20 protein-coding genes, 1 tRNA gene and 2 pseudogenes are annotated in these 20,370 nt (G+C 29.0%); 6 read left to right on the top strand and 17 right to left on the bottom strand.

Features of this window, described 5'->3' with window-relative positions; genetic code table 11:
• Positions 1-50: 50 nt before the first annotated feature.
• Entirely contained in the window at positions 51-920 is an 870-nt protein-coding gene (gene miaA / locus ELQ07_RS06535) for a tRNA (adenosine(37)-N6)-dimethylallyltransferase MiaA (protein ID WP_070316673.1), read from the top strand.
• Here the strand turns inward: miaA and ELQ07_RS06530 are convergent.
• Positions 906-1,469, bottom strand: a complete 564-nt coding sequence (locus ELQ07_RS06530) for a manganese efflux pump MntP family protein (RefSeq protein ID WP_052825530.1) — start codon at positions 1,467-1,469, stop codon at positions 906-908. The genes miaA and ELQ07_RS06530 overlap by 15 nt on opposite strands.
• A gap of 149 nt (positions 1,470-1,618) precedes the next feature.
• Here ELQ07_RS06530 and ELQ07_RS06525 point away from each other — a divergent pair.
• Positions 1,619-1,693 (top strand) — tRNA-Glu (locus ELQ07_RS06525).
• 136 nt (positions 1,694-1,829) lie between these two features.
• Here the strand turns inward: ELQ07_RS06525 and ELQ07_RS06520 are convergent.
• Positions 1,830-2,012 carry a hypothetical protein gene (locus ELQ07_RS06520; protein WP_052825529.1) on the bottom strand — a complete coding sequence of 61 codons (183 nt, stop codon included), beginning with the start codon at positions 2,010-2,012 and terminating at the stop codon, positions 1,830-1,832.
• A 268-nt stretch (positions 2,013-2,280) separates the two neighbouring features.
• Here ELQ07_RS06520 and sodB point away from each other — a divergent pair, with 268 nt between their 5' ends.
• Positions 2,281-2,943 carry a superoxide dismutase [Fe] gene (sodB, locus tag ELQ07_RS06515; protein WP_088303914.1) on the top strand — a complete coding sequence of 221 codons (663 nt, stop codon included), beginning with the start codon at positions 2,281-2,283 and terminating at the stop codon, positions 2,941-2,943.
• A 66-nt stretch (positions 2,944-3,009) separates the two neighbouring features.
• Positions 3,010-3,696, top strand: a pseudogene (locus tag ELQ07_RS08440) (methyltransferase domain-containing protein).
• 12 nt (positions 3,697-3,708) lie between these two features.
• On the opposite strand, the gene ELQ07_RS06500 reads toward ELQ07_RS08440, so the two are convergent.
• Genes ELQ07_RS06500 through ELQ07_RS06480 form a run of 5 tightly spaced genes read right to left on the bottom strand, consistent with a single transcriptional unit; the run spans position 3,709 to position 8,589 of the window.
• A complete protein-coding gene (locus ELQ07_RS06500) occupies positions 3,709-4,914 on the bottom strand; it encodes a saccharopine dehydrogenase family protein (RefSeq protein WP_052825525.1) in 1,206 nt (401 codons plus the stop codon).
• Between the two features lie 35 nt (positions 4,915-4,949).
• Entirely contained in the window at positions 4,950-5,858 is a 909-nt protein-coding gene (locus ELQ07_RS06495; RefSeq protein ID WP_079460951.1) for an ABC transporter ATP-binding protein, read from the bottom strand.
• The gene (locus ELQ07_RS06490) at positions 5,842-7,458 is read right to left on the bottom strand and encodes an iron ABC transporter permease (RefSeq protein ID WP_134224905.1); all 1,617 of its coding nucleotides are present in this window, start codon (positions 7,456-7,458) and stop codon (positions 5,842-5,844) included. Before ELQ07_RS06490 ends, ELQ07_RS06495 begins: the two co-directional genes overlap by 17 nt.
• Entirely contained in the window at positions 7,458-8,462 is a 1,005-nt protein-coding gene (locus ELQ07_RS06485; RefSeq protein ID WP_052825522.1) for a Fe(3+) ABC transporter substrate-binding protein, read from the bottom strand. The genes ELQ07_RS06490 and ELQ07_RS06485 overlap by 1 nt, the downstream gene beginning before the upstream one ends.
• A gap of 10 nt (positions 8,463-8,472) precedes the next feature.
• The gene (locus ELQ07_RS06480; protein WP_011812694.1) at positions 8,473-8,589 is read right to left on the bottom strand and encodes a hypothetical protein; all 117 of its coding nucleotides are present in this window, start codon (positions 8,587-8,589) and stop codon (positions 8,473-8,475) included.
• A gap of 192 nt (positions 8,590-8,781) precedes the next feature.
• Between ELQ07_RS06480 and ELQ07_RS06475 the strand changes: the two genes are divergently transcribed.
• Positions 8,782-9,981 carry a putative transporter gene (locus tag ELQ07_RS06475; RefSeq protein ID WP_044305710.1) on the top strand — a complete coding sequence of 400 codons (1,200 nt, stop codon included), beginning with the start codon at positions 8,782-8,784 and terminating at the stop codon, positions 9,979-9,981.
• Positions 9,982-10,079: 98 nt separating this feature from the next.
• Positions 10,080-11,438: a hemolysin family protein gene (locus ELQ07_RS06470; RefSeq protein WP_134224904.1), complete on the top strand. Its 1,359-nt coding sequence runs from the start codon at positions 10,080-10,082 to the stop codon at positions 11,436-11,438.
• 12 nt (positions 11,439-11,450) lie between these two features.
• Here the strand turns inward: ELQ07_RS06470 and ELQ07_RS06465 are convergent, their stop codons facing one another.
• The 10 genes and pseudogenes from ELQ07_RS06465 to tig all read right to left on the bottom strand — a co-directional run bounded on the left by ELQ07_RS06465 (position 11,451) and on the right by tig (position 20,231).
• Entirely contained in the window at positions 11,451-12,635 is a 1,185-nt protein-coding gene (locus tag ELQ07_RS06465) for a metallophosphoesterase (protein WP_134224903.1), read from the bottom strand.
• Between the two features lie 9 nt (positions 12,636-12,644).
• The gene (locus ELQ07_RS06460; RefSeq protein ID WP_070316669.1) at positions 12,645-12,854 is read right to left on the bottom strand and encodes an alkylphosphonate utilization protein; all 210 of its coding nucleotides are present in this window, start codon (positions 12,852-12,854) and stop codon (positions 12,645-12,647) included.
• Positions 12,847-13,566 (bottom strand): TerC family protein, encoded by a 720-nt coding sequence (locus ELQ07_RS06455; RefSeq protein ID WP_134224902.1) that lies wholly within the window; start codon positions 13,564-13,566, stop codon positions 12,847-12,849. Before ELQ07_RS06455 ends, ELQ07_RS06460 begins: the two co-directional genes overlap by 8 nt.
• Positions 13,567-13,637: 71 nt before the next feature.
• Positions 13,638-14,204: a phosphoribosylglycinamide formyltransferase gene (gene purN, locus ELQ07_RS06450; RefSeq protein ID WP_070316667.1), complete on the bottom strand. Its 567-nt coding sequence runs from the start codon at positions 14,202-14,204 to the stop codon at positions 13,638-13,640.
• A pseudogene (locus ELQ07_RS06445) lies at positions 14,195-15,564 on the bottom strand (NAD(P)H-hydrate dehydratase). Before ELQ07_RS06445 ends, purN begins: the two are co-directional and overlap by 10 nt.
• A complete protein-coding gene (locus tag ELQ07_RS06440; protein ID WP_002937165.1) occupies positions 15,548-16,246 on the bottom strand; it encodes an NYN domain-containing protein in 699 nt (232 codons plus the stop codon). The pseudogene ELQ07_RS06445 and the gene ELQ07_RS06440 overlap by 17 nt, the downstream one beginning before the upstream one ends.
• Before the next feature lies 1 nt (position 16,247).
• Complete coding sequence (locus ELQ07_RS06435; RefSeq protein WP_088303917.1) at positions 16,248-17,753, bottom strand: YifB family Mg chelatase-like AAA ATPase; 1,506 nt, start codon at positions 17,751-17,753, stop codon at positions 16,248-16,250.
• Complete coding sequence (gene def, locus ELQ07_RS06430) at positions 17,750-18,277, bottom strand: peptide deformylase (RefSeq protein ID WP_088303918.1); 528 nt, start codon at positions 18,275-18,277, stop codon at positions 17,750-17,752. The genes ELQ07_RS06435 and def overlap by 4 nt, the downstream gene beginning before the upstream one ends.
• A 35-nt stretch (positions 18,278-18,312) precedes the next feature.
• Positions 18,313-18,897 (bottom strand): ATP-dependent Clp endopeptidase proteolytic subunit ClpP, encoded by a 585-nt coding sequence (clpP, locus tag ELQ07_RS06425; protein WP_002806309.1) that lies wholly within the window; start codon positions 18,895-18,897, stop codon positions 18,313-18,315.
• Complete coding sequence (gene tig / locus ELQ07_RS06420; protein WP_134224900.1) at positions 18,897-20,231, bottom strand: trigger factor; 1,335 nt, start codon at positions 20,229-20,231, stop codon at positions 18,897-18,899. The genes clpP and tig overlap by 1 nt, the downstream gene beginning before the upstream one ends.
• Positions 20,232-20,370 lie beyond the last annotated feature (139 nt).

Genomic DNA, 20,370 nt, shown 5'->3' with positions numbered 1-20,370 from the left:
TTTGCTATGATTTTACTAAAATTTTTATAAATTTTAGGATAAATATTAAAATGTTTTTTGAAATAGCATTAATAGGAACAACCGCGAGTGGAAAAACATACATAGCCAATACTTTAGCAAGAGAATTTGATGCTGTTGTTTTAAGTCTTGATAGTCTTTGTGTTTATAAAGAGATTAATATAGCAAGTGCCAAGCCTTCACAAGATGATCTTGCGAGTATAAAATACTTCGGGGTAAATTTATTGAGTGTGAATGAACATTTTAATGTTGAGTTATTCATAAGGGAATACCAAAAAGCAAAAGAATTTGCTTTAGCTAGAAATTTGCCTCTGATTATAGTAGGTGGAACTGGATTTTATTTAAAAACTATGATAGATGGTTTAAGTGAAAAAACTTTAGAGTCACATAGTTCTTTAAATAATGATGAAATTTATGCTCTTTTATTAAATATTGATCCAAACTATAAAATAGAAAAAAATGATACTTATAGATTAAAAAAATGGCTGGGTATTTATGAACAAACAAGAGAAATTCCTAGTGAATTTTTAAAAAGAACACAAAAAACTGGGGTGCTTAAAGATATAGAAATTTATGAGCTTGCGTGGGATAAAGAAATTTTAAAAAAACGTATTAAAACTAGAACAAAAGAAATGCTTGATAATGGGCTTTTAGATGAAGCAAAAATTCTTTTTTCTAAATTTGATCATAAACTTAAAGCATTAAATTCTATAGGTTTGAAAGAGTGTAAAGAGTATTTAGATGGAGAAATTTCCTTTAAAGAGCTTGAAAATTTAATCACGATACATACTACGCAGCTTGCCAAAAGACAAAGAACTTTTAATAAAAAATTTCAAAGTAAAGCCTTGGAATTTGATAAAGCTTTAGCTACTTTAAGAATGAAATTTTCAATCGAAAAATAAATGTTCTATTAGAATTTTTACTCCTAGTATAATTAAAACCAATCCGCCTAAAAGTTCAGCTTTATTTTTAAGATAAATTCCAAATTTATTTCCTATTTTTAGAGCAATGATGCATAAAATGAAGGTGATAATACCTATTAAAAATATAGCTAATAATAAATTTACATTTAAAAATGCAAAACTCACACCAACTGCTAATGCATCGATACTCGTAGCAATTGCTAAAGCTAGCATGGTTTTAAAGCCAAATTGGTTGGCATTACTATCGCAATTTTCATTTTCCAATGACTCTTTGATCATTTTTAATCCTATTAAAGAAAGTAAAATAAAAGCTATCCAATGATCAATGCTCGCAATAAAAGATATAAAAGTTATGCCTATAAAATAACCAATAGTTGGCATCAAGGCTTGAAATCCACCAAAATAAATCCCAACAATAAGATAATGTTTTAAATGTAGTTTTTTAACACTAAAACCTTTGCATAGCGATACAGCGAAAGCATCCATTCCTAAAGCACAGGATAAAAAAATAAGACTATAAAAATCCATAATAAATCCTAAAAAATTTTATAAAAAATTGAAGATGAAATTATAATCAAACAAAAATAAAAATCACATAATTTTGATATATTTAATTAAATTTTAAGAAATAAATATATATAATTCAATTTCATTTTTATTTTTTACTCCTTAAAAGTGGCCCATTCGTCTAGCGGTTAGGACATCGCCCTTTCACGGCGGTAACACGAGTTCGAGTCTCGTATGGGTCACCACTTTTTAATTTTTCTTTTAAAATAACGATTTTTTCATTTTTTCTGTTAAAAATTTAATAAATATTAATAATTTATTTTGTAGAATACGAATAGCTTTTGATATAAGTCTATTATAGACTTATATCAAGGCTGGGCATTATTGAGCTGATGTTTGCTCTTTTGTTTTTTTGTGAGTTTTAGCTTCATGTTTTTTATCAGCTTTAGCTTTTGAATGATGAGCTTTTGTATGTGTTTGATTCACATTGCTTGGAGTATTAGCTGCAAAAACATTAACTGCGAAAGCACCTAGTAATGCTGAGATTAGTACAACTTTTTTCATATTTTCCTCCTTATGAATAATTTTTAGTTGCAAATTAATTGTAATTATTAAAAATCAACAAATAGATATTTTTTGTAAAAATATTTCAAAAAAATATAATTTTTTATATATATTTAAATTTTTATTAAAATATATTATAAATATATCTTATTTTATTATAGGTTAAACAAATAGAAATTTTACCCACCAAGCTTTTAAGATGTTTTTACTCTTTTTAATATTATTATGGTAATATTTTCAATATCAAACTAAAAATAAAGGAGAAATTATGTTTGAATTAAGAAAATTACCTTATGATACTAATGCTTTTGGTGATTTTTTGAGTGCTGAAACTTTTAGCTATCATCATGGAAAACATCACAATACTTATGTTACAAATCTAAATAATCTTATTAAAGATACTGAATTTGCAGGCAAAGATCTTGTAAGTATTATTAAAACTTCAAATGGGAGCGTATTTAATAACGCAGCTCAAGTTTATAATCATGATTTTTATTTTGATTGTATTAAGCCAAGTGCAGGCTGTGGCTGTGGTGGTTCATGTCAAAGTATGGATGCTAATTTACAAGCGGCACTAGAAAAAGAATTTGGATCTTTAGAAAATTTCAAAGCTGAATTTATCAAAGGTGCTACAGGAGTTTTTGGTTCAGGATGGTTTTGGTTAGTTTATAATGCTAAAAATCAAAAACTAGAATTTGTAGGTACTTCAAACGCAGCTACACCAATTACTGAAGATAAAGTTCCTTTACTTGTTGTAGATGTTTGGGAACATGCTTATTATGTAGATCATCGCAATGCACGCCCTGCTTATTTAGAGAAATTCTATGCTCATATCAATTGGGAATTTGTTGCAAAAGCTTATGAATGGGCTTTAAAGGAAGGTATGGGATCGGTTAGCTTTTACGCAAATGAACTTCATCCTGTAAAATAATTTTAATCCTTTTTGTGCTAGAATGGATTTTGACATTAAGTCAAAATTCTATACAAAAAGGCTAAAATGGATAATTCTTTATCTGCATATACTCAAAATATGACAAAGAAGGTTATGGACTTCAATATCCTGATGGTCATGTTATAAGATTTTATGAGAGGATCTTAAAATACAAACTAAACAAAACAAGCGGAAAATTGCTTGATTTTGGTTGTGGAAATGGAGTGCATTCTGGGTATTTTAAAAATATAACAGGGGGGTATAGAGCCTTATGGCATTGATATAGTTCCTAGTTTAAAAAAAGTTTGGGAAAAAGATCCTTGCTTAGATTCTAAAAATTTTCACATCATATCTCCTAATTGTAGTTTTAAAAAACTCTTCAATACAAAAATGGATTTTATATTTGCGAATCAAAGCTTGTATTATCTTACAAAACAAGCTTTTAAAGAAGCTGTGCAAGAATTTTATGAATTATGCAATGAAGGGGCTGTTATATTTGCAACCATGATGAGCGATAAAGGCTATAGTATGTATGAAAGAGGAGAACTTATGGATAATGGCTTGCGTGAAGTAAAAGGATGTCCAAGTGGTAGATTAAGCGGTTCTTCATATATACGCTTTACTAAAGACATAGAAGAATTAAAAGAAGATTTTAAACCTTTTAAACCTTTATTTTGGGGAGATTATGAATTAATTAATCTGTATAATTTTGAAGGCAGTGTGGATCACTTTATTTATATAGGACAAAAGTAAGTGCTTTAGCACTTACTCTCCTAAACTCGGAGTCATTTCGATAATCTTCCAAGGAAGTCCTTGAGAATTCAGCTCTTCCATAAAAGGCTTAGCGTCAAATTCTTCCATATTAAATACGCCTTTTCCTTGCCAAATTCCTTTAGCGATTAATTTCGTGCCTATCATAGCGGGAACACCTGTAGTATAGCTCACAGCTTGTGCACCAGTTTCTTTATAGCATTCTTCGTGATTGCAAACATTATAAATATAAACTTGTTTGTCTTTTCCATCTTTTTTACCACGAATTACACAACCTATATTGGTATAACCTTTAGTGCGTGGTCCCAAACTTGCAGGATCAGGAAGTAAGGTTTTTAAAAATTCTATAGGAATGATTTCTTTTCCTTGGTGCATTACAGGTTTAATCCCTAGCATTCCAACATTTTCAAGACATTTCATGTGAGTTAAATAACTTTGTCCAAAGGTCATAAAAAAGCGTATTCTTTTTAAACCTTTGATATTTTTTACCAAACTCTCAAGCTCTTCGTGATAAAGCAAATAGCTATCTTTCACACCTACTTCTGGGTAATCCCATTCCATTTTTATTTCCATCGGTTCTGTTTCTATCCACTTGCCATTTTCCCAATAACGCCCTTTAGCAGAAACCTCACGCAGATTGATTTCAGGATTAAAATTGGTCGCAAAAGCATAGCCATGATCACCTGCATTGCAATCTAAAATATCTATATAAGAAATTTCATCAAATAAATTTTGTTGTGCATAAGCACAAAAAACATTAGTTACACCAGGATCAAATCCACTTCCTAAAAGTCCTAAAATTCCTGCTTGTTTAAACTCATCATTTCTCGCCCATTGCTCTTTGTATTCAAATTTAGCTAAATCAGGATGTTCATAATTTGCCGTATCTACATAATCAATCCCTGCTTTTATACAAGCATCCATTAAACTCAAATCTTGATAAGGCAAAGCAACATTGAGTAAAATTTGTGCTCCTGTTTTCTTGATAAGTTCTACAACCGCATTGCTATCATCAGCATCAATTTGCGCCGTTTCAATTTGAACCCCTAAACGCTCTTTGATAAAAGCAGCGATTTCATCACATTTGCTTTTTGTTCTACTAGCTAAAGTGATTTTGCTAAAAGTATCAGAATTCATTGTGCATTTTACAGTAGCCACACGACTTACCCCACCTGCGCCTATGATTAAAAGATTTTTCATGAAATTTGTCCTTAAAAGATTTTTAGGAATTTTAGCTAAAAATTGATAATATCAAAATTTATTTTTTCTTCTAAGTTATAATTTGAGCTTAATAACATAAAAAATTCTATATTTTTATATCTTAACTTAAGTCTATAAAAAGCCCCTAAAAATTCTTTTTGTAAAATTTTAGCCTCAAAGCGATTTCCTATTTTAAGTTCTGCATAACCAAAAATATAATTTTTTGAAGCTATCCAAGCAAAAAATTCATCTTCTAAATCAAGTTTTTTTTCTATGATATTTAAATCAGGTAAAATTTGCGCACTTTTAAAATCAGGCTTAAAATAAAGCTCTTTAGGATTTGCATGAGCTAAAATTTTTCCTTTTTCTAAAAAAGCGATTTGATCAGACATGCAATAAGCATCTTCAATATCATGAGTTACCATAATAGCTGTAATGCTTTGATTTTCAATCATTTTTTTCAATTCTCTTCTTAAATCTTGTTTTAAATTTTGATCCAAATTAGAAAAAGGTTCATCTAAAAGCAAAAGCTTACATCCTCTTGCTATAGCTCTAGCAAAAGCCACTCTTTGCGCTTGCCCTCCTGAAATTTCATCGATTTTTTTATATCTTAAATCTTCAATTTCAAAAGTTTTAAGCAAATGATTTAAAATTTGATTTTTATCTTTTTTATCATAAAGTGCAAAAAGTATGTTTTTCTCAACATTTAAATGAGGAAATAAAGCATAATTTTGAAACATCAAAGCCACTTCACCTTTGCAAGAAAACAAATCATAAGAACTAGCTTGTTCAAGCTTAGCAATAATTCTTAAAAGCGTGCTTTTTCCGCTTCCACTACCTCCTAAAATGCTTAAAAATTCTCCTTCTTTGACATGAAGATTGATATTTTCTAAAGCTTGTATTTTTCCGAAATTTTTAGATAAATTTTTAATTTCTAACATCATCTTTCCTTGTGATTTTATCCATCCAAACAACAACCATTAAAGAAAGAAAAACGATAAACAAGGAAGGCAAAGCTGCATCATAAATTCTTTCATCGCTTGCAAACCAGAAAGCTTTAACACTTAAAGTTTCAAAGCCAAAAGGCACTAAAATTCTACTTAAAGGAAGTTCTTTAATCGTATCAATAAAAACAATAATAAAAGCCAAAAATAAAAAATGTTTCATTAAGAGTGTGTGAATTTTAAAAAATAAAATAAAATAACTCGCTCTTAAATTTAAACTTGCTTCATCAATATTTAGATGAATTTTATTATAACCCCCTTCTAAAGAATAAATTGCACCTGCTAAAAAACGAATTATATAAGCAAAAACAAGAACAAGTAAAGAATTTCCCAATAAACTCATGTGAAAAAATTTATCCAAAAATACAAAAAGCACTATAATGCTAATCCCTAAAGCAGCAGCAGGTATAGAATAACCCAAAGAACTTATTTTTAAAATAAATAAATTAAAAAAATGATTCTTAACTATCCTAGAACTAAACATCAAAAAATAAGCTAAAAAAGTGGTAATTAAAGCAGTGATTAAAGCTAAGATTATAGTTTGAAAACTGATAATATAAAATTGCGATTCAAAAAGCTTATGATCTTTTAGTCCCCAATAAACTAGCCAAATAAAAGGTAAAATAAAACCTACAAAAGCAATCATAAAACAATAAATACAGGATAGAATTTGTTTAATAGGATTTAATTTTCTTTTTTTGATAAAAAGAGTTAAATTTTGATTAAAACTATAATGATGTTTATTTTTATAATAATAATCCACATACATAATCAAAAATACAAAAAGCATTAAAATACCCGATAAAACACTAGAAGAATAAGAATCATTCAAATCATACCAGAGTTTAAAAATTCCAGCCGAAAAAGTATCCACTCCCAAATAAGCACTTGCACCATAATCACTCAAAGTTTCCATTAAAACCAATAAAGCTCCAGAAAAAATGGCAGGTCTTGCACTCAAAAGTGCCACGCGTGTAAAAAATCTAAATTCAGAATATTTCATGATTTTAGCTACTTCATAAGCCTCTTTAGCTTCACTTTTAAAAGCTGTTTTAGCAAATAAATAAATATAAGGATATAAAGAAATAGCCAAAACAAAAATAACACCATAATGATTGAAAAAATCTATCCTAAAGCCAAAATTTTCGTGAAAAAATCCTTGAAAATCCATAATTCCCACATAAACAAAGGCTAAAATATAAGCAGGTATGGCTAAGGGTAAAATGAGTAATTTTTCTAAAATTTTACAGAAATAAAAATCATAATTTGCGATCAAATAAGCAGAACTCACACCCAAAATCAAGCTTACACACAATACTCCCACGCTAATTATAAAAGTATCTTTGATGAATTTTAAAAATAAATAATCAAAAAAATGACTCAAATTTTCTTTAATAGATGAAAATTGGGTTAAATTACTTGTATTAAAATTTTGAAATAAAATATAAAAAAGTTCAGCAAAAATACCAAAAATAGGTAAAGCAAGAAAAAGGGCAAGTAAAATTGCCCCGAGTTTATAGTATTTTAGGGTTTTATACATTATCTAAAACCGACTTCATCGTAAATTTTAACCGCTTCTTTAATATTTTCTGCTATCTTACTCACAGGGATTTGATCTTCTTTGAAAGTTCCAAAATCTTTTACCGTTTGGCTTAATTCTACATCATTTCTTATAGGAAATTCATAATTACTATCAGTAAGAATTTTTTGAATTTCAGGACTTAACATAAATTCCATAAATTTTTTAGCCGCATCTTGATTTTTACTTGATTTTGTCATAGCAATACCGCTAATGTTAATATGCGTTCCTCTATTGTCTTGATTAGGAAAAATAATACCCAAAGAATTCCCCACTTCTACATCTTTTGGATTTTTAGAATTCTTTAAAAGCCCTATATAATAAGTATTCATAACTGCAAATTTAGCTTCACCTGCAAATACTTGTCTGGCTTGATCTCTATCTCCACCCTTTGGATTTGTCGCAAGATTATCAAGCACACCTTTAGCCCATGCTTTAGCCTCTTTATTTCCATCATTAGCTATAATAGATGCTAAAAGAGTTTTGCTATAAGGAGCTGTAGCACTTCTCATAACAATTTCTCCTTTAAATTCAGCTCTTGCTAAATCTTCATAATTTTTCATTTTGCTAATATCGATATTTGCGTTTTTGTTGTAAGCAATAATTCTTGCTCTTTTTGTGATCGCAAACCATTCTTTATCCTTATCTCTTAAATGAGCAGGTATAAATTCTTCTAAATATTTTGATGAAACAGGAGATAAAAGTCCTAAATTTTTAGCTTCTGTAAGATTTGAAATATCAGCTGTGATGAAAATATCAGCAGGGGAATTACTTCCTTCAAGAGAAAGCCTTTTAATAAGTTCTGAAGCTTTAGCTTGAGTATGATTGACCTTAATACCTGTTTTTTCTTCGAATTTTTTGATGATTTCAAAATCAGCATCATAATGTCTTGCTGAGTAAATATTAAGCTCACTAGCACCTAAAAATGAAAAAGCCGTTAAAAACATAAGAAAGATTTTTTTCATATTTTATCCTTTATTGAGAATTATACTCGGTTTTATTAAGATCTTTAAAATCAGTATGAGAATGTTCAGAGCAAGCAAAAGCAAAGCCAACGCATAGTAAAAATAAAATTATTTTTTTCATAGACATTAATTCCTTTTTAGATATTTTGATAAGAAATATTAATATTAAAAAGTAAATATGACGTAATCTTTATATTTTTATATTTCTTTAAAGAATAAAGAGGTTTATTTTTGACACATGTGTTGATAAATTTATGATTTTTAATAAACTCTTGATTAAATAAAGTTGATTAAAATTTTTCTTTTAAAAGGTGGTAGCATGTTTTCTTCATTTTTTGCAAGTAAAAAATGGGCTTTATGGGCTTATTTGGGACTTTTTTTACTGTTATTTTTCTTATATATACAAACAAGCTTAAACGTTGCAATCAATTCATGGTATAGTGATTTTTACAATGTTTTACAAAAGCCAAAAATAGAACTTTTGGATTCTAATTCTACGCAAAAAATAGAAGAAAATCTTGAAAATAATACCACTTTAATCCAAGAGGCTAATCAAAGAGCTGAGCAAAATTTCCAAAAAGCTAATTTTATCAATAAAGGCGCATTGTATTATTATCAAAATTTATTAGAATATTTTTTCAACTCTAGGGCTATGATTGAAAAGCCAAATTATTCAGCAAATGATTTTTATGCTTTGATTTTAGTTTTTTTGGCTATTGCTATTCCTTATGTTTTAATCGCTACGATTAATATCTATTTTGCTAGCGTCTATGCTTTTAAGTGGCGTGAGGCTATGACTTTTTCTTATTTAAAATTTTGGAAAAATAAAGATGATAATATAGAAGGAAGTTCGCAAAGAATTCAAGAAGATACTTATAATTTTTCTAAAATCGTAGAGAGTTTAGGACTTAGTTTTATAAAAGCTTTGATGACCCTTGTAGCATTTATTCCGATTTTATGGAGTTTAAGTGATGTTGTGAGTAAAGCTTTATTTGCAAATTTAAGCGAAAATTCTTCTTTTTATTTTTTAAAAAACATTGATGGTTTGCTTGTTTATATTGCACTTTTGATTTCTTTAGGAGGCTTGGTTGTGTCATGGTTTGTAGGTATTAAGCTTCCTGGACTTGAATATAACAATCAAAAAGCTGAAGCAGCTTTAAGAAAAGAGCTTGTTTATGCTGAGGATAATCGCAAAGAATACGCTAAAAATGAGACTATGATAGAGCTTTTTACAGGGCTTAAATTTAACTATAAAAGACTTTTTTTACATTATGGATATTTTAATATTTGGCTCATTTTATTTGAGCAAATGATAGTTATAGTGCCATTTTTAATCATGGCACCAGGGCTTTTTGCTGGAGCTATAGGACTTGGTATTGTAATGCAGATTAACAATGCTTTTGATCAAGTACGAAGCTCTTTTAGTGTTTTTATCACAAACTGGACAACTATCACTCAACTTAGAAGTATATATAAGCGTTTAAAAGAATTTGAGAAAAATATTTCTTATAAGTCTTAGTTTTTTCTTATAAAATACAAGAAAAAATTCAAATATTAAATTTACTTTTAATTGTGTATAATAAGGTTTAATAATATTTTATTTCTTAAGGAGCTTCATTGGACCCCAGTCAGGTTTTGGATTTAAACCAAACTTCTACAGCATCTTTTGATGCAGGATATTCTATACTTATGGTTGTTGTTGCACTTGCTCTAGTGTTTTTAAATGGTTTTTTTGTTTTGTCTGAATTTAGTATTGTTAAAGTACGTCGTTCCAAGCTTGAAGAGATGGTAAAAGAAAAAAAAGCTGGTGCCAAGAAAGCTTTGGAGGTTACTTCAAGACTTGATACTTATCTTAGTGCTTGTCAATTAGGAATCACTTTAAGTTCTCTAGCTCTTGGTTGGATAGGTGAGCCTGCTATTGCAAAAATGCTAGAAATTCCGCTTATTAATCTTGGTTTTAGCACTGTTATTATCCATACTATAGCTTTTATTATTGCTTTTAGTATTATTACTCTTTTACATGTGGTTTTAGGAGAACTTGTGCCAAAAAGTATAGCTATTGCAGTTGCAGATAAAGCGGTTTTATTTATAGCTAGACCTCTTCATTGGTTTTGGATACTCTTTTTGCCTTGTATTAAAATTTTCGATTTTTTAGCAGCTATAAGTTTGAAACTTTTTGGAATAAAACCTGCTAAAGAAAGCGAGCTAACTCATAGCGAAGAAGAAATTAAAATCATAGCAAGTGAGAGTCAAAAAGGTGGAGTTTTAGATGAATTTGAAACAGAGATCATACGCAATGCTGTTGATTTTTCAGATACTGTTGCTAAAGAGATTATGACTCCTAGAAAAGATATGATTTGTCTAAATAAACAAAAAAGTTACGAAGAAAATATGCAAATCATTTGTGAACATAAACATACTCGCTTTCCTTATATTGACGGTTCTAAAGATACTATTTTAGGGATGATACACATACGAGATATAATACAAAATGAATTAAGCCATAAAAGTCAAAATTTAGATACTTTTGTTAAACCTTTGATTTTAGTTCCTGAAAATATCAGCATTTCAAAAGTACTTGTAATGATGAATAAAGAACGCTCTCATACTGCATTAGTAGTTGATGAGTATGGTGGAACTGCTGGAATTTTAACCATGGAAGATATCATGGAAGAAATTATTGGCGAAATTAAAAGCGAGCATGAAGAAGACAGCTATAAAAAACTTGCTGAAAATATCTATGAATTTCAAGGACGATGCGATATAGAAACTGTTGAAGAAATGCTTGTAATAAACTATAATGAGGATTTAGAACAAGTTACTATAGGTGGATATGTATTTAATCTTTTAGGACGCTTGCCTATAGTAGGAGATCGCATTGAAGATGAACTTTGTTACTATGAAGTTAAAAAAATGGATGGGAATTCTATAGAGCGTGTTAAGGTGGTTAAAAAAACAAATAAAGATGAAGAATAAGCCTCTTTAGGCTTATTTCTTTTTGTAAATTTGGTTTTTAATTTCTATACACTCAAAACCTTTTTTATCTAGTGTAACTACGCGTAAATATCCACCATCATCTATTTTACCCTCGCATAAAAATACTCTTTTGGCTATTTTCATAGGAAGTTTTTCTTTATTTCTGTGTCCAAAGATTTGATAAAGATTGTCCGAGGTGAAATTACAAAATTGATTTGCTATTTTTTGACTGTCTTCATATCCACCTACACCATAAATAAAATCATGGCTTGGTATAAAACTTATTTTTTCAGGTTTGGAGGGTATAAAATTTACTCCTCCATGTGAACAAAATATGAATTTATTTTGGAATTTGTAGTATAAACATTCTTTTAGATGAGGATAGAGTTTTCTAGCATCTCTTGGAGTAAGTTTTTCTTTTCTAAAATCCTTTAAAGTATTTTCATTAAATTCTTTGGAATTTGACAATTCTCCATTAGCCCATTTTATAAGATGTCTTTCGTGATTTCCTTCTAGTAAGCATACATTTTCTTTTTCACAAATTTTTAAAAGAAATTTTATTACTTTGCCATTTTCTATACCTCTGTTGATATAATCTCCTAAAAATATATAAAATTCATCTTCTTTGATTGTTTTAATGTATTCTTTTAAAACACTATAACAACCTTGTAAATCTCCTATATGATGAATTTTTTTGTATTTGCTTAAATTTGGCATTTGGTAAAGACATTTTTTCCAGTCACTTGAGTCTAAAATTGCGTATTTTTTTGGATTTTTTTTGAGTAAATCTTGAGTTTTTTCCAAAAGAGCATAAGGGATGATATATCCATTTTTTTTAGCTTCTAAAAGATTTTTTTCTTGACATTGTTTTAAAGAGCTATCAAAAACAATAACATACATTTTATAGCGATATTGTTTAGCTAAGTCTTTATAAATTTTTAATGTTTCATTGTAAGCGTTTATGATGCAAAACTCACCTTTTTGCATACGCATTTCTAGAAGTTTGAGTAAAATTTTACTCAAATCTTCATCATTTTTAACATTTAAAATTTTATATTCACTGACTATATTTTTAACGCTTCCTGATAAAAGACGCAAAGCATTTAAATCAAGTGTATAATTTTGAAGTTTATTATTTTTGATAAATTCTTCTTGTCCTGCGTAATAATTCCCTCTTAAAACAAGTAAGATTCTCACATTCTTTGCCTAGATTTTCTTTAAAAATTCAGTTTTTAAAACAATAACGCCAAATTTATCTACTCTAGCCTCAATTTCACCTTCTTTAGAAGTGAGCTTAATATTTTTTATAGTAGTTCCACGTTTTAAAGTTGTACTTGCACCTTTAACCTTAAGATCTTTTATTGCACTCACGCTATCACCTGCGTTAAGTTCTGTTCCATTAGCGTCTTTAGCCATTTTTTTCCTTTCTTTGATCTAAAATATTTAAAATTTGCACCACTAAAGCAAAAACCATAGCAGTATAAATATATGCCTTATCAATATGAATATCAAAACTTTCAGCAACTAAAACTACGCCTATTAACACCAAAAAAGCTAAGGCTAAAATTTTAATGCTTGGATATTTTTCAACGAAATTTGCTATAGGTTTAGAAGCAAAAAGCATCACAGCTACTGCGATAATAACAGCGATAATCATGATGGTTACATCTTGAGCAATTCCTACTGCGGTAATAACACTATCAAGCGAAAACACTATGTCAATCACAGCAATTTCAGCTACAACTATCCAAAGTTTATTGCTTGCTTTAAAATGACTTTGACTTTCTTCTTGATGAGAAATTTGCTCTTTAATTTCTTTAATAGACTTTACAATCAAGAAAAGCCCACCTAGTAAAAGAACCAGATCTCTTCCTGAAATTTCATTGCCTAATACACTAAACAAAGGTGTTACAAGTTTCATCACCCAAAAAAGAGATAAAAGAAGTAAAATTCTTGTAATCATTGCAAAAGCTAAACCTAAAATACGTCCTTTATCACGATGTTTAGGGGGTAGTTTACTTACTAAAATAGCTAAAAAAATGATATTATCTATCCCTAGTACAATTTCAAGAGCACTTAAAGTAGCTAAAGTAATCCAAGCATCAATACTAAATATCCATTCAAACATAAATTTCCTTGAAAATTTTAAAATTTTTTAAAGCGATATTTTATAGTTTTAAAGCAAATACCTTTAATTCTTTAAGAAAAAATTTCAATCACACTTAAGGGTAAAATTTCATGTTCTAGACTATGAATTTTTTCTTCAAATTCTTCAAAACTCAAATTTCTTTTTTCAAAAGCTTTTTGAGCTATAATCATTCCACCATCAAGTTCTTCACTGACCCAATGCACACTCACACCAGCCACTTTCATATCACTTTCATAACTTTCTTTAATCGCATGTGCTCCTTTAAAAAGTGGCAATAAAGAAGGATGAAGGTTAATTGCCTTAATATTTTTTGTAAAAACAGGGCTTAAAATTCTCATAAAACCTGCTAATACAGTAAGATTTGCTCCACTTTCTTTGATTTTTTGTACCAAAATTGCATCAAATTCTTCACGAGTATTATAAGCCTTATGATCAACAATGACAGTATCAAGACCAAATTTTTTTGCTCTTTGTATACCAAAAGCGTCTTTTTTATTGCAAAGGCAAAGTACTACTTCATAGGTATTTTCCCTTATGGTTTTTTTATGAAGTTTTTCTAAAATATTTTCTAAATTACTTCCATTTCCACTAAAAAGTACAGCTAATTTTACAAGCATTTTAATCCTTTGATAAGTTTTAAAGCGTCAAAGCTATTTTTATTAAATTTATATTTTTTGCAACAAGTCCATGAGCTAAAGTAGCATTTTTTACTGCTTCTAAAGCGCTAAAACCAAAACCTAAATGTGCAGCAATCATTCCACTTAAAACATCTCCGCTCCCACCTTTAGCTAAGGCTTGATTTCCTAAATTTACAACAAATAATTTTTCTTTTTGCACAATAATAGGATTTGCTCCTTTTAAAACAAGAACACAATCATAATTTTGTGAAAATTTTCTAGCATAGAAAAAGCGATTTTTTTGCAATGTTTCTATATCTAAATCCTCATCAAAGCACATTTTATAAAGTTTTATAAATTCTTTTGGATGAGGGGTTATAACGACATCTTTTCTGTTTAAATACCAAAGCAAAGCCTCACTTAAAAAGCAGTTTGCATCCAAGATCAAAGGAGTGTTTTGCAAAATTTCATCTTTTAGAAAATCCAAATTTTCAAGCCCCATACCTAAAGCAATAGCACTTGCATTATTTTCAATTTTTTCTTTTAACATCAAAAGAGGCGAGAAACTTTTTTGTGCTACTAAAGAAACAAGACCTGCTCCAAAATTTAAGGCTCCAAGTCCTGCTAAAGTTCCAGCACTTGCATTGGCAACTATATAAATATGGCCAAAATTTCCTTTATTGGCGTTGATTTTTCTATCTATAGTTTTTAAATCTTTTTTTTCAAGCAAAAAAGCTTGAGAATTAGGGTAAAATTGCTTAGAGTTAATGCCTAAATTGGCTATTTTAATCCTTCCTACAAATTCCTTAGCAAAATCTTCAAGTAAAATTTCCTTTAAAGCTCCCATGCAAAGTGTAATATCAGCTTTAAAACAAGGATAAAATCCCAAATTTGTAGGTATATCACAAGCTATTTTTAAAGCCTTGCTTTGATTAACTTTTTGAATGATTAAACTTGTTTTTTCATCTAAACAACGATTTGAACCTGTGCCTAAAATACAATCAACAATAATATGAAATTTCTTAAAATCGGGTTCTTTTTTACAAAATTTAAAAGCATAATTTTGTAAAATTTGCTCTTGTTTTTTAAAAAGCGTATTTTCTTTAAAGCCTATTTTATAAGCTTTAGCGTGTTTTAAATTTCTTAAAGCCACCAAGCCATCTGAAGCGTTGTTACCCCCACCTAATAAAAAAAGTATTTTTACTTTTTTAATCTTGCATTGAATGCGAATTTTTTTAGCTTCTTTTTTAATTAGCTTAGCTAAATTTAATCCCGCATTTTCCATTAAAATAAGCTCATCTAAGCCTTTATTTATAGCATTTTGTTCTAAAATTTTTATATTATCAATAATAGCTTTCATAATCTTTTTTCACCAAAAAATATATATTTTTTTCTCTTTCTTCTTCAAATTTTTTCATTTTGGGTAAAAATTTCTGGATCAAAGCACGAAAATTCTTAAAACCATAATTTTGTGGATGAAAATCCGAGTATTTGCGGTTCATATTAGTGCGGATTTGTGCGTATTCGGCACGCCCTTTTTCATCGATAAGCTGTTCGGTGATATTGATTAAAGCTCTTAAATAATCCTTACTTAAAATATCTTCTTTTTTACTCTCATCTTTATCTAAATAAAAAAATTCACTAAAAGCATTTATATAAGATTTTATAGACTTTTCAAGCCCCATTCCTATAACTTGTTTTTTATTTTCTCTTAATTTTTGAATGAGTGAAGTATAATCACTATCGCTTGAAACAATAACAAAAATATCTATATTTTTTTCATAAAATATGGACATGATTTCAGTGATTAAATACATATCGCTTGAGTTTTTGTTGGCTGCAAAATTAAATTGTTGCATAGCGATTAAAGAATATTCAGCAATTTGCTCTCTCCAACCTTGTATATTTTTTTGAGTCCAATCCCCATAAATGCGTTTAATGATAACCTCTCCATAATCTGAAGCGATATCAAAAATACTTTTAGCGTATTTTGCAGGGATATTTTCTGCATCTATAAAGATAGCTATACTTTTATTTTCCATTTTAATTCCTTGCTCTAAAGCTTAAAGCTTCTAAAATATGGGTTTTGTTAATATTAAGACTTTGTTCTAAATCTGCTATACTTCTTGAAACTTTTAAAATTTTATTAAGCGATCGCAAAGAAAGATTATAACGTGAAATTGCTAAATCTAGCGTATCTTTAGCATCTTTTTCCAATACACAAAAACGACTTAAATCTTCATCTTTTAATTTCCCATTAAATTCTTTTTGCCCTCGTTTTTTACCAAAAATAAAAGCTTGTAAAATTTTTTCACTCATTTCTTTAGAACTTATACTTGTTTTATCATCCTTGCTGATCTCATCCATAGCTACATAAAGATCAATCCTATCCATAATAGGAGCTGAAATGTGATTTTTGTATTTTTTAATCTCATTTTCACTACAAACACAAGAAAGATTTTTAGAAAATAAATTTCCGCAAGGACAAGGATTTTGGGCAGCTATAAAGCTAAATTTTGTTTCATAAGTGATTTTAGAATTTACTCTTGAAATATGAATTTTATGATCCTCCAAAGGTTCTCTTAAACTCTCTATGATTTGCTTGTTAAAATGTGGAAATTCATCAAAAAACAATACTCCACCATTTGCAAGTGCGACTTCTCCAATTCTAGCATTTTTTGTTCCTCCGCCAAAAATACTTGCTCTTGTAGAAGTATGATGAGGATGACGAAAAGCACGAATTTTAGTAAATTCACAATCTTTTGAATCTAAAGACATATAAGCATTTTGCATTAAAATTTCACTTAAACTTTGAGGAGGCATGATATAAACAAGGCGTTTAGCACACATACTTTTACCACTTCCTGGACTTCCTTCAAATAAGATATTATGCATACCTAAAGCAGCTATCATACAAGCTCTTTTGGCTTTTTCTTGTCCTTTGATGTCTTTAAAATCAAGTTTAAAATCCATATTTTGTAAAAAAATTTCATTTTCTATTTGTAAAGGGCTTGCGAATAAAGGATGATTGTGAGAAAAGCGAAAATTTTCATAATTTTTTTCTTTAAAAAACTCTATTGCTTCATTTAAATTTTCAAGTCCATAAACCTCCAAATTTGGTATCATGGAAGCTTTTTGCGCTATACTTTTTGGAACAACGATTTTAGCTTTTTTAATTTTAGCAGAGAGAAACAAAAGCAAAGAAAAAAGCTCATTTGTACTTTTAATACTTCCATCAAGTCCTAATTCTCCTACTACAAAAAAGTCATCTAATTCTTCATTTTGCAAAAGAATTAATAAAGCGATAGCCAAATCAAAATGCGATCCCTTTTTTGGGATGCCTGAAGGACTAAGATTGATAGTAATTTTTTTAGCAGGAAAAGCAAAATCACAACTTAAAAGCGTGGCTTTGATGCGTTCGACACTTTCCTTAATCGCTGCACTTGCAAGCCCTACTATGCTTAAATTTGGCAAACCTCTTGTAAAAGTGGATTCTACCTCTATAATGTCTAAGCCTTCATGAAAGCTTATGCACTTTAGTTTTTTCATTTCTCTTTTTTATGATTTTTCTTCTTTTTCTTAAATTCTTTATCGAATTTTTGACGCTTGGCAAAGGAAATTTTTTCTATAAATAAATGTCCATTTAAATGATCATTTTCGTGTTGAATAGCCACAGCTAAAAAACCTTTTGCTTCAAGTTCTTTAAATTCTCCAAAGCGATCTTGATATTTAAGCAAGATATGATTATAGCGTTTCACTTCTTCAAAAAAATCTGGCACACTCAAACATCCTTCTATGCAAGTGATCATTTCTTCATCTAAAGGAATAATTTCAGGATTGATAATCTCTAGCAAATCTTCTTTTTTTTGTTCATCATTTTCATTAAAAATATTCACAAGTAAAACACGCAAAGGAATATCCACTTGAATAGCTGCTAAACCTACTCCATTACTTGCTATCATAGTTTCATACATATCATCAAGTAAGGTGTGAAGTTTTGTATCAAATTTATTTACAATTTCAGAGTTTAAAAAAAGTCTAGGATTGGGATAAGTGATAATTTTTCTAACCATTAAAAAGCCTTTGTTTTAAATGATCTCCAAAGAAATCATTTAAAACTTTTTTCCAAAACCTTATCAATCAGCCCATATTCTTTAGCTTCTTGTGCTGACATGAAAAAATCTCTTTCTGTATCTTTTGCTATTTTTGCAACTTTTTGCTTAGTATTTTTTGCCAAAATATCATTAAGTATAGTTTTGAGTCTTAAAATTTCTTTGGCTTGAATTTCAATATCTGTGGCTTGACCTCTAGCTCCACCTAAAGGTTGATGAATCATAATACGTGAATTAGGCAAAGCAAAACGTTTTCCTTCTGCGCCACAACTAAGCAAAAATGCTCCCATAGAAGCAGCTTGTCCTATACAAATCGTACAAACATCAGGTTTGATATAGTTCATAGTATCATAAATGCTAAAACCACTTGTAATTACACCACCTGGAGAATTGATATAAAGATAAATATCTTTCGTAGGATCTTCAGCTTCTAAAAAAAGAAGTTGTGCTACGATAGAAGCGGCAAGTTCATCATGAATTTCACCACTTAACATAATAATTCTATCTTTTAAAAGGCGTGAATAAATGTCATAACTTCTTTCACCACGACTAGATTTTTCAATAACATAAGGAATAAACATTATTTATCTTCTTTCTCTTTTTTGCTCACTTTTTCCGATTTTTCTGTTTTTGGCATAAAAATATCATTAAAAAGTTTTTCTTCAATTAAAGCCATTTTCACAGCAGGTAAAGCTCCTTGTTTTTTATAGTTTTCTAAATGCTCTTTTGGATTCATACCATAGCGATATGCTTCAAAATAAATCGCTTGAATCAATTCTTGATCATTTACCTCAATCTTACGCAATTTTGCAAGCTCATCAATAATAAAAGTAAGTTTTACACTTTTTTGCGCTTCTTCTTTAAAAGAATCACGTTTTTCTTGGTATTTTTCTTTACTTGCTTTAAGCTCTTCAATTTCTTTTTCGCTAAAAGTATTAAAAGCCGCACGCATTTGCATATCAGTTTCTTGTTCTACTATGCCTTTAGGTAAATCAAAATTATATTTTTCAATCAAAGCATCTGCAAATTTACCTTTTAATTCGTCATTTACAAGTTTAAAAAGTTTTTCATTTTTGATTTGCTCTTTTAATTTTTCATCTAAAACTTCAACACTAGCTTTTTCTTCTCCTGGTAAAAGTTTTTTAAGCATTTCATCATCAAGTTCTGGAATTTTAAGTTCTTGAATTTCATGTAGTTTTACTTTAAATACTGCATCTTTACCCGCTAAATGCGTCGCACCGTATTCTTTAGGGAAAGTTACTTTGATATCTTTTTCTTCACCTATTTTCATTCCTACCATACCATCTTCAAAACCTGGAATAAATTGCTTAGAACCAATTTCTAAAACATAATTTTCAGCTTTACCACCTTCAAAAGCTTTATCATCTACAAAACCTTCAAAATCAAATTTTGCAAAATCACCTTCTTTTAAAGCTCTTTTTGTTTTTATAGCTTCAGGAGTAGCAAAACGCTTTAAAAGTTCATCTTTCTTCTCATCAATTTCTTTTTTACTTACTTTTGGAGTTTGATATTCAGGGATAAGTTTTTCATAACCATCAAGTTTAATTTCAGGTTTAAAAGAAAGTATTAACTCAGCAATAATTTCTCCATCTTTACGATCAAATTTTTCAAAATATGGCTCACCTACAAGCTCTTTACTTTCTTTTTTAAGTTCTTGTAAAGCACTATTTACAGCGGATTTAAAAAGATTTTGTTCTGCATCTTGAGTGAGTTCTCTTTCATATCTTTTAAGTACAGCACTTACAGGAACTTTTCCTGGTCTAAAACCGTCCATTTTTACACTTTTAGAAGCTTTTTTTGCTAAATTTTCTACTTCACTTTTGATCATTCCTGAAGGAATTTTTACACTAGCAGTCGCATTAACAGAATCTAGTTGCTTTGCCTTTACTTCCATAGTTTTTTCCTTATAAAATAAAATTTGCTTTCAATGATAGCAAATTTTTCCTTATTACTTGCATAAAATTTTAAAGTAATTTATGATAAAATTGCAATATTACATTATTATTAAAATATAAAAATATTTTTTGGAGAAA

The sequence above is a fragment of the Campylobacter sp. US55 genome, from assembly GCF_004378955.1.
In the GTDB taxonomy this organism is placed as follows: Bacteria; Campylobacterota; Campylobacteria; order Campylobacterales; family Campylobacteraceae; genus Campylobacter_D; species Campylobacter_D jejuni.
The sequence above is the reverse complement of the archived record's forward strand: the minus strand, read 5'-3'. Positions and strand labels throughout refer to the sequence as shown.

Bases quoted from the DNA above. Each gene is read 5' to 3' on its own strand.
- purN (WP_070316667.1), bottom strand. From the start codon at position 14,204: ATGCTTGTAAAATTAGCTGTACTTTTTAGTGGAAATGGAAGTAATTTA.
- ELQ07_RS06495 (WP_079460951.1), bottom strand. From the start codon at position 5,858: ATGATGTTAGAAATTAAAAATTTATCTAAAAATTTCGGAAAAATACAA.
- tig (WP_134224900.1), bottom strand. From the start codon at position 20,231: ATGGAAGTAAAGGCAAAGCAACTAGATTCTGTTAATGCGACTGCTAGT.
- ELQ07_RS06455 (WP_134224902.1), bottom strand. From the start codon at position 13,566: ATGTTTGAATGGATATTTAGTATTGATGCTTGGATTACTTTAGCTACT.
- miaA (WP_070316673.1), top strand. From the start codon at position 51: ATGTTTTTTGAAATAGCATTAATAGGAACAACCGCGAGTGGAAAAACA.
- ELQ07_RS06480 (WP_011812694.1), bottom strand. From the start codon at position 8,589: ATGTCTATGAAAAAAATAATTTTATTTTTACTATGCGTTGGCTTTGCT.
- ELQ07_RS06440 (WP_002937165.1), bottom strand. From the start codon at position 16,246: ATGGAAAATAAAAGTATAGCTATCTTTATAGATGCAGAAAATATCCCT.
- ELQ07_RS06485 (WP_052825522.1), bottom strand. From the start codon at position 8,462: ATGAAAAAAATCTTTCTTATGTTTTTAACGGCTTTTTCATTTTTAGGT.
- ELQ07_RS06460 (WP_070316669.1), bottom strand. From the start codon at position 12,854: ATGGCTAAAGACGCTAATGGAACAGAACTTAACGCAGGTGATAGCGTG.
- ELQ07_RS06435 (WP_088303917.1), bottom strand. From the start codon at position 17,753: ATGAAAAAACTAAAGTGCATAAGCTTTCATGAAGGCTTAGACATTATA.
- ELQ07_RS06520 (WP_052825529.1), bottom strand. From the start codon at position 2,012: ATGAAAAAAGTTGTACTAATCTCAGCATTACTAGGTGCTTTCGCAGTT.
- ELQ07_RS06475 (WP_044305710.1), top strand. From the start codon at position 8,782: ATGTTTTCTTCATTTTTTGCAAGTAAAAAATGGGCTTTATGGGCTTAT.
- ELQ07_RS06500 (WP_052825525.1), bottom strand. From the start codon at position 4,914: ATGAAAAATCTTTTAATCATAGGCGCAGGTGGGGTAAGTCGTGTGGCT.
- ELQ07_RS06490 (WP_134224905.1), bottom strand. From the start codon at position 7,458: ATGTATAAAACCCTAAAATACTATAAACTCGGGGCAATTTTACTTGCC.
- ELQ07_RS06530 (WP_052825530.1), bottom strand. From the start codon at position 1,469: ATGGATTTTTATAGTCTTATTTTTTTATCCTGTGCTTTAGGAATGGAT.
- def (WP_088303918.1), bottom strand. From the start codon at position 18,277: ATGGTTAGAAAAATTATCACTTATCCCAATCCTAGACTTTTTTTAAAC.
- sodB (WP_088303914.1), top strand. From the start codon at position 2,281: ATGTTTGAATTAAGAAAATTACCTTATGATACTAATGCTTTTGGTGAT.
- clpP (WP_002806309.1), bottom strand. From the start codon at position 18,897: ATGTTTATTCCTTATGTTATTGAAAAATCTAGTCGTGGTGAAAGAAGT.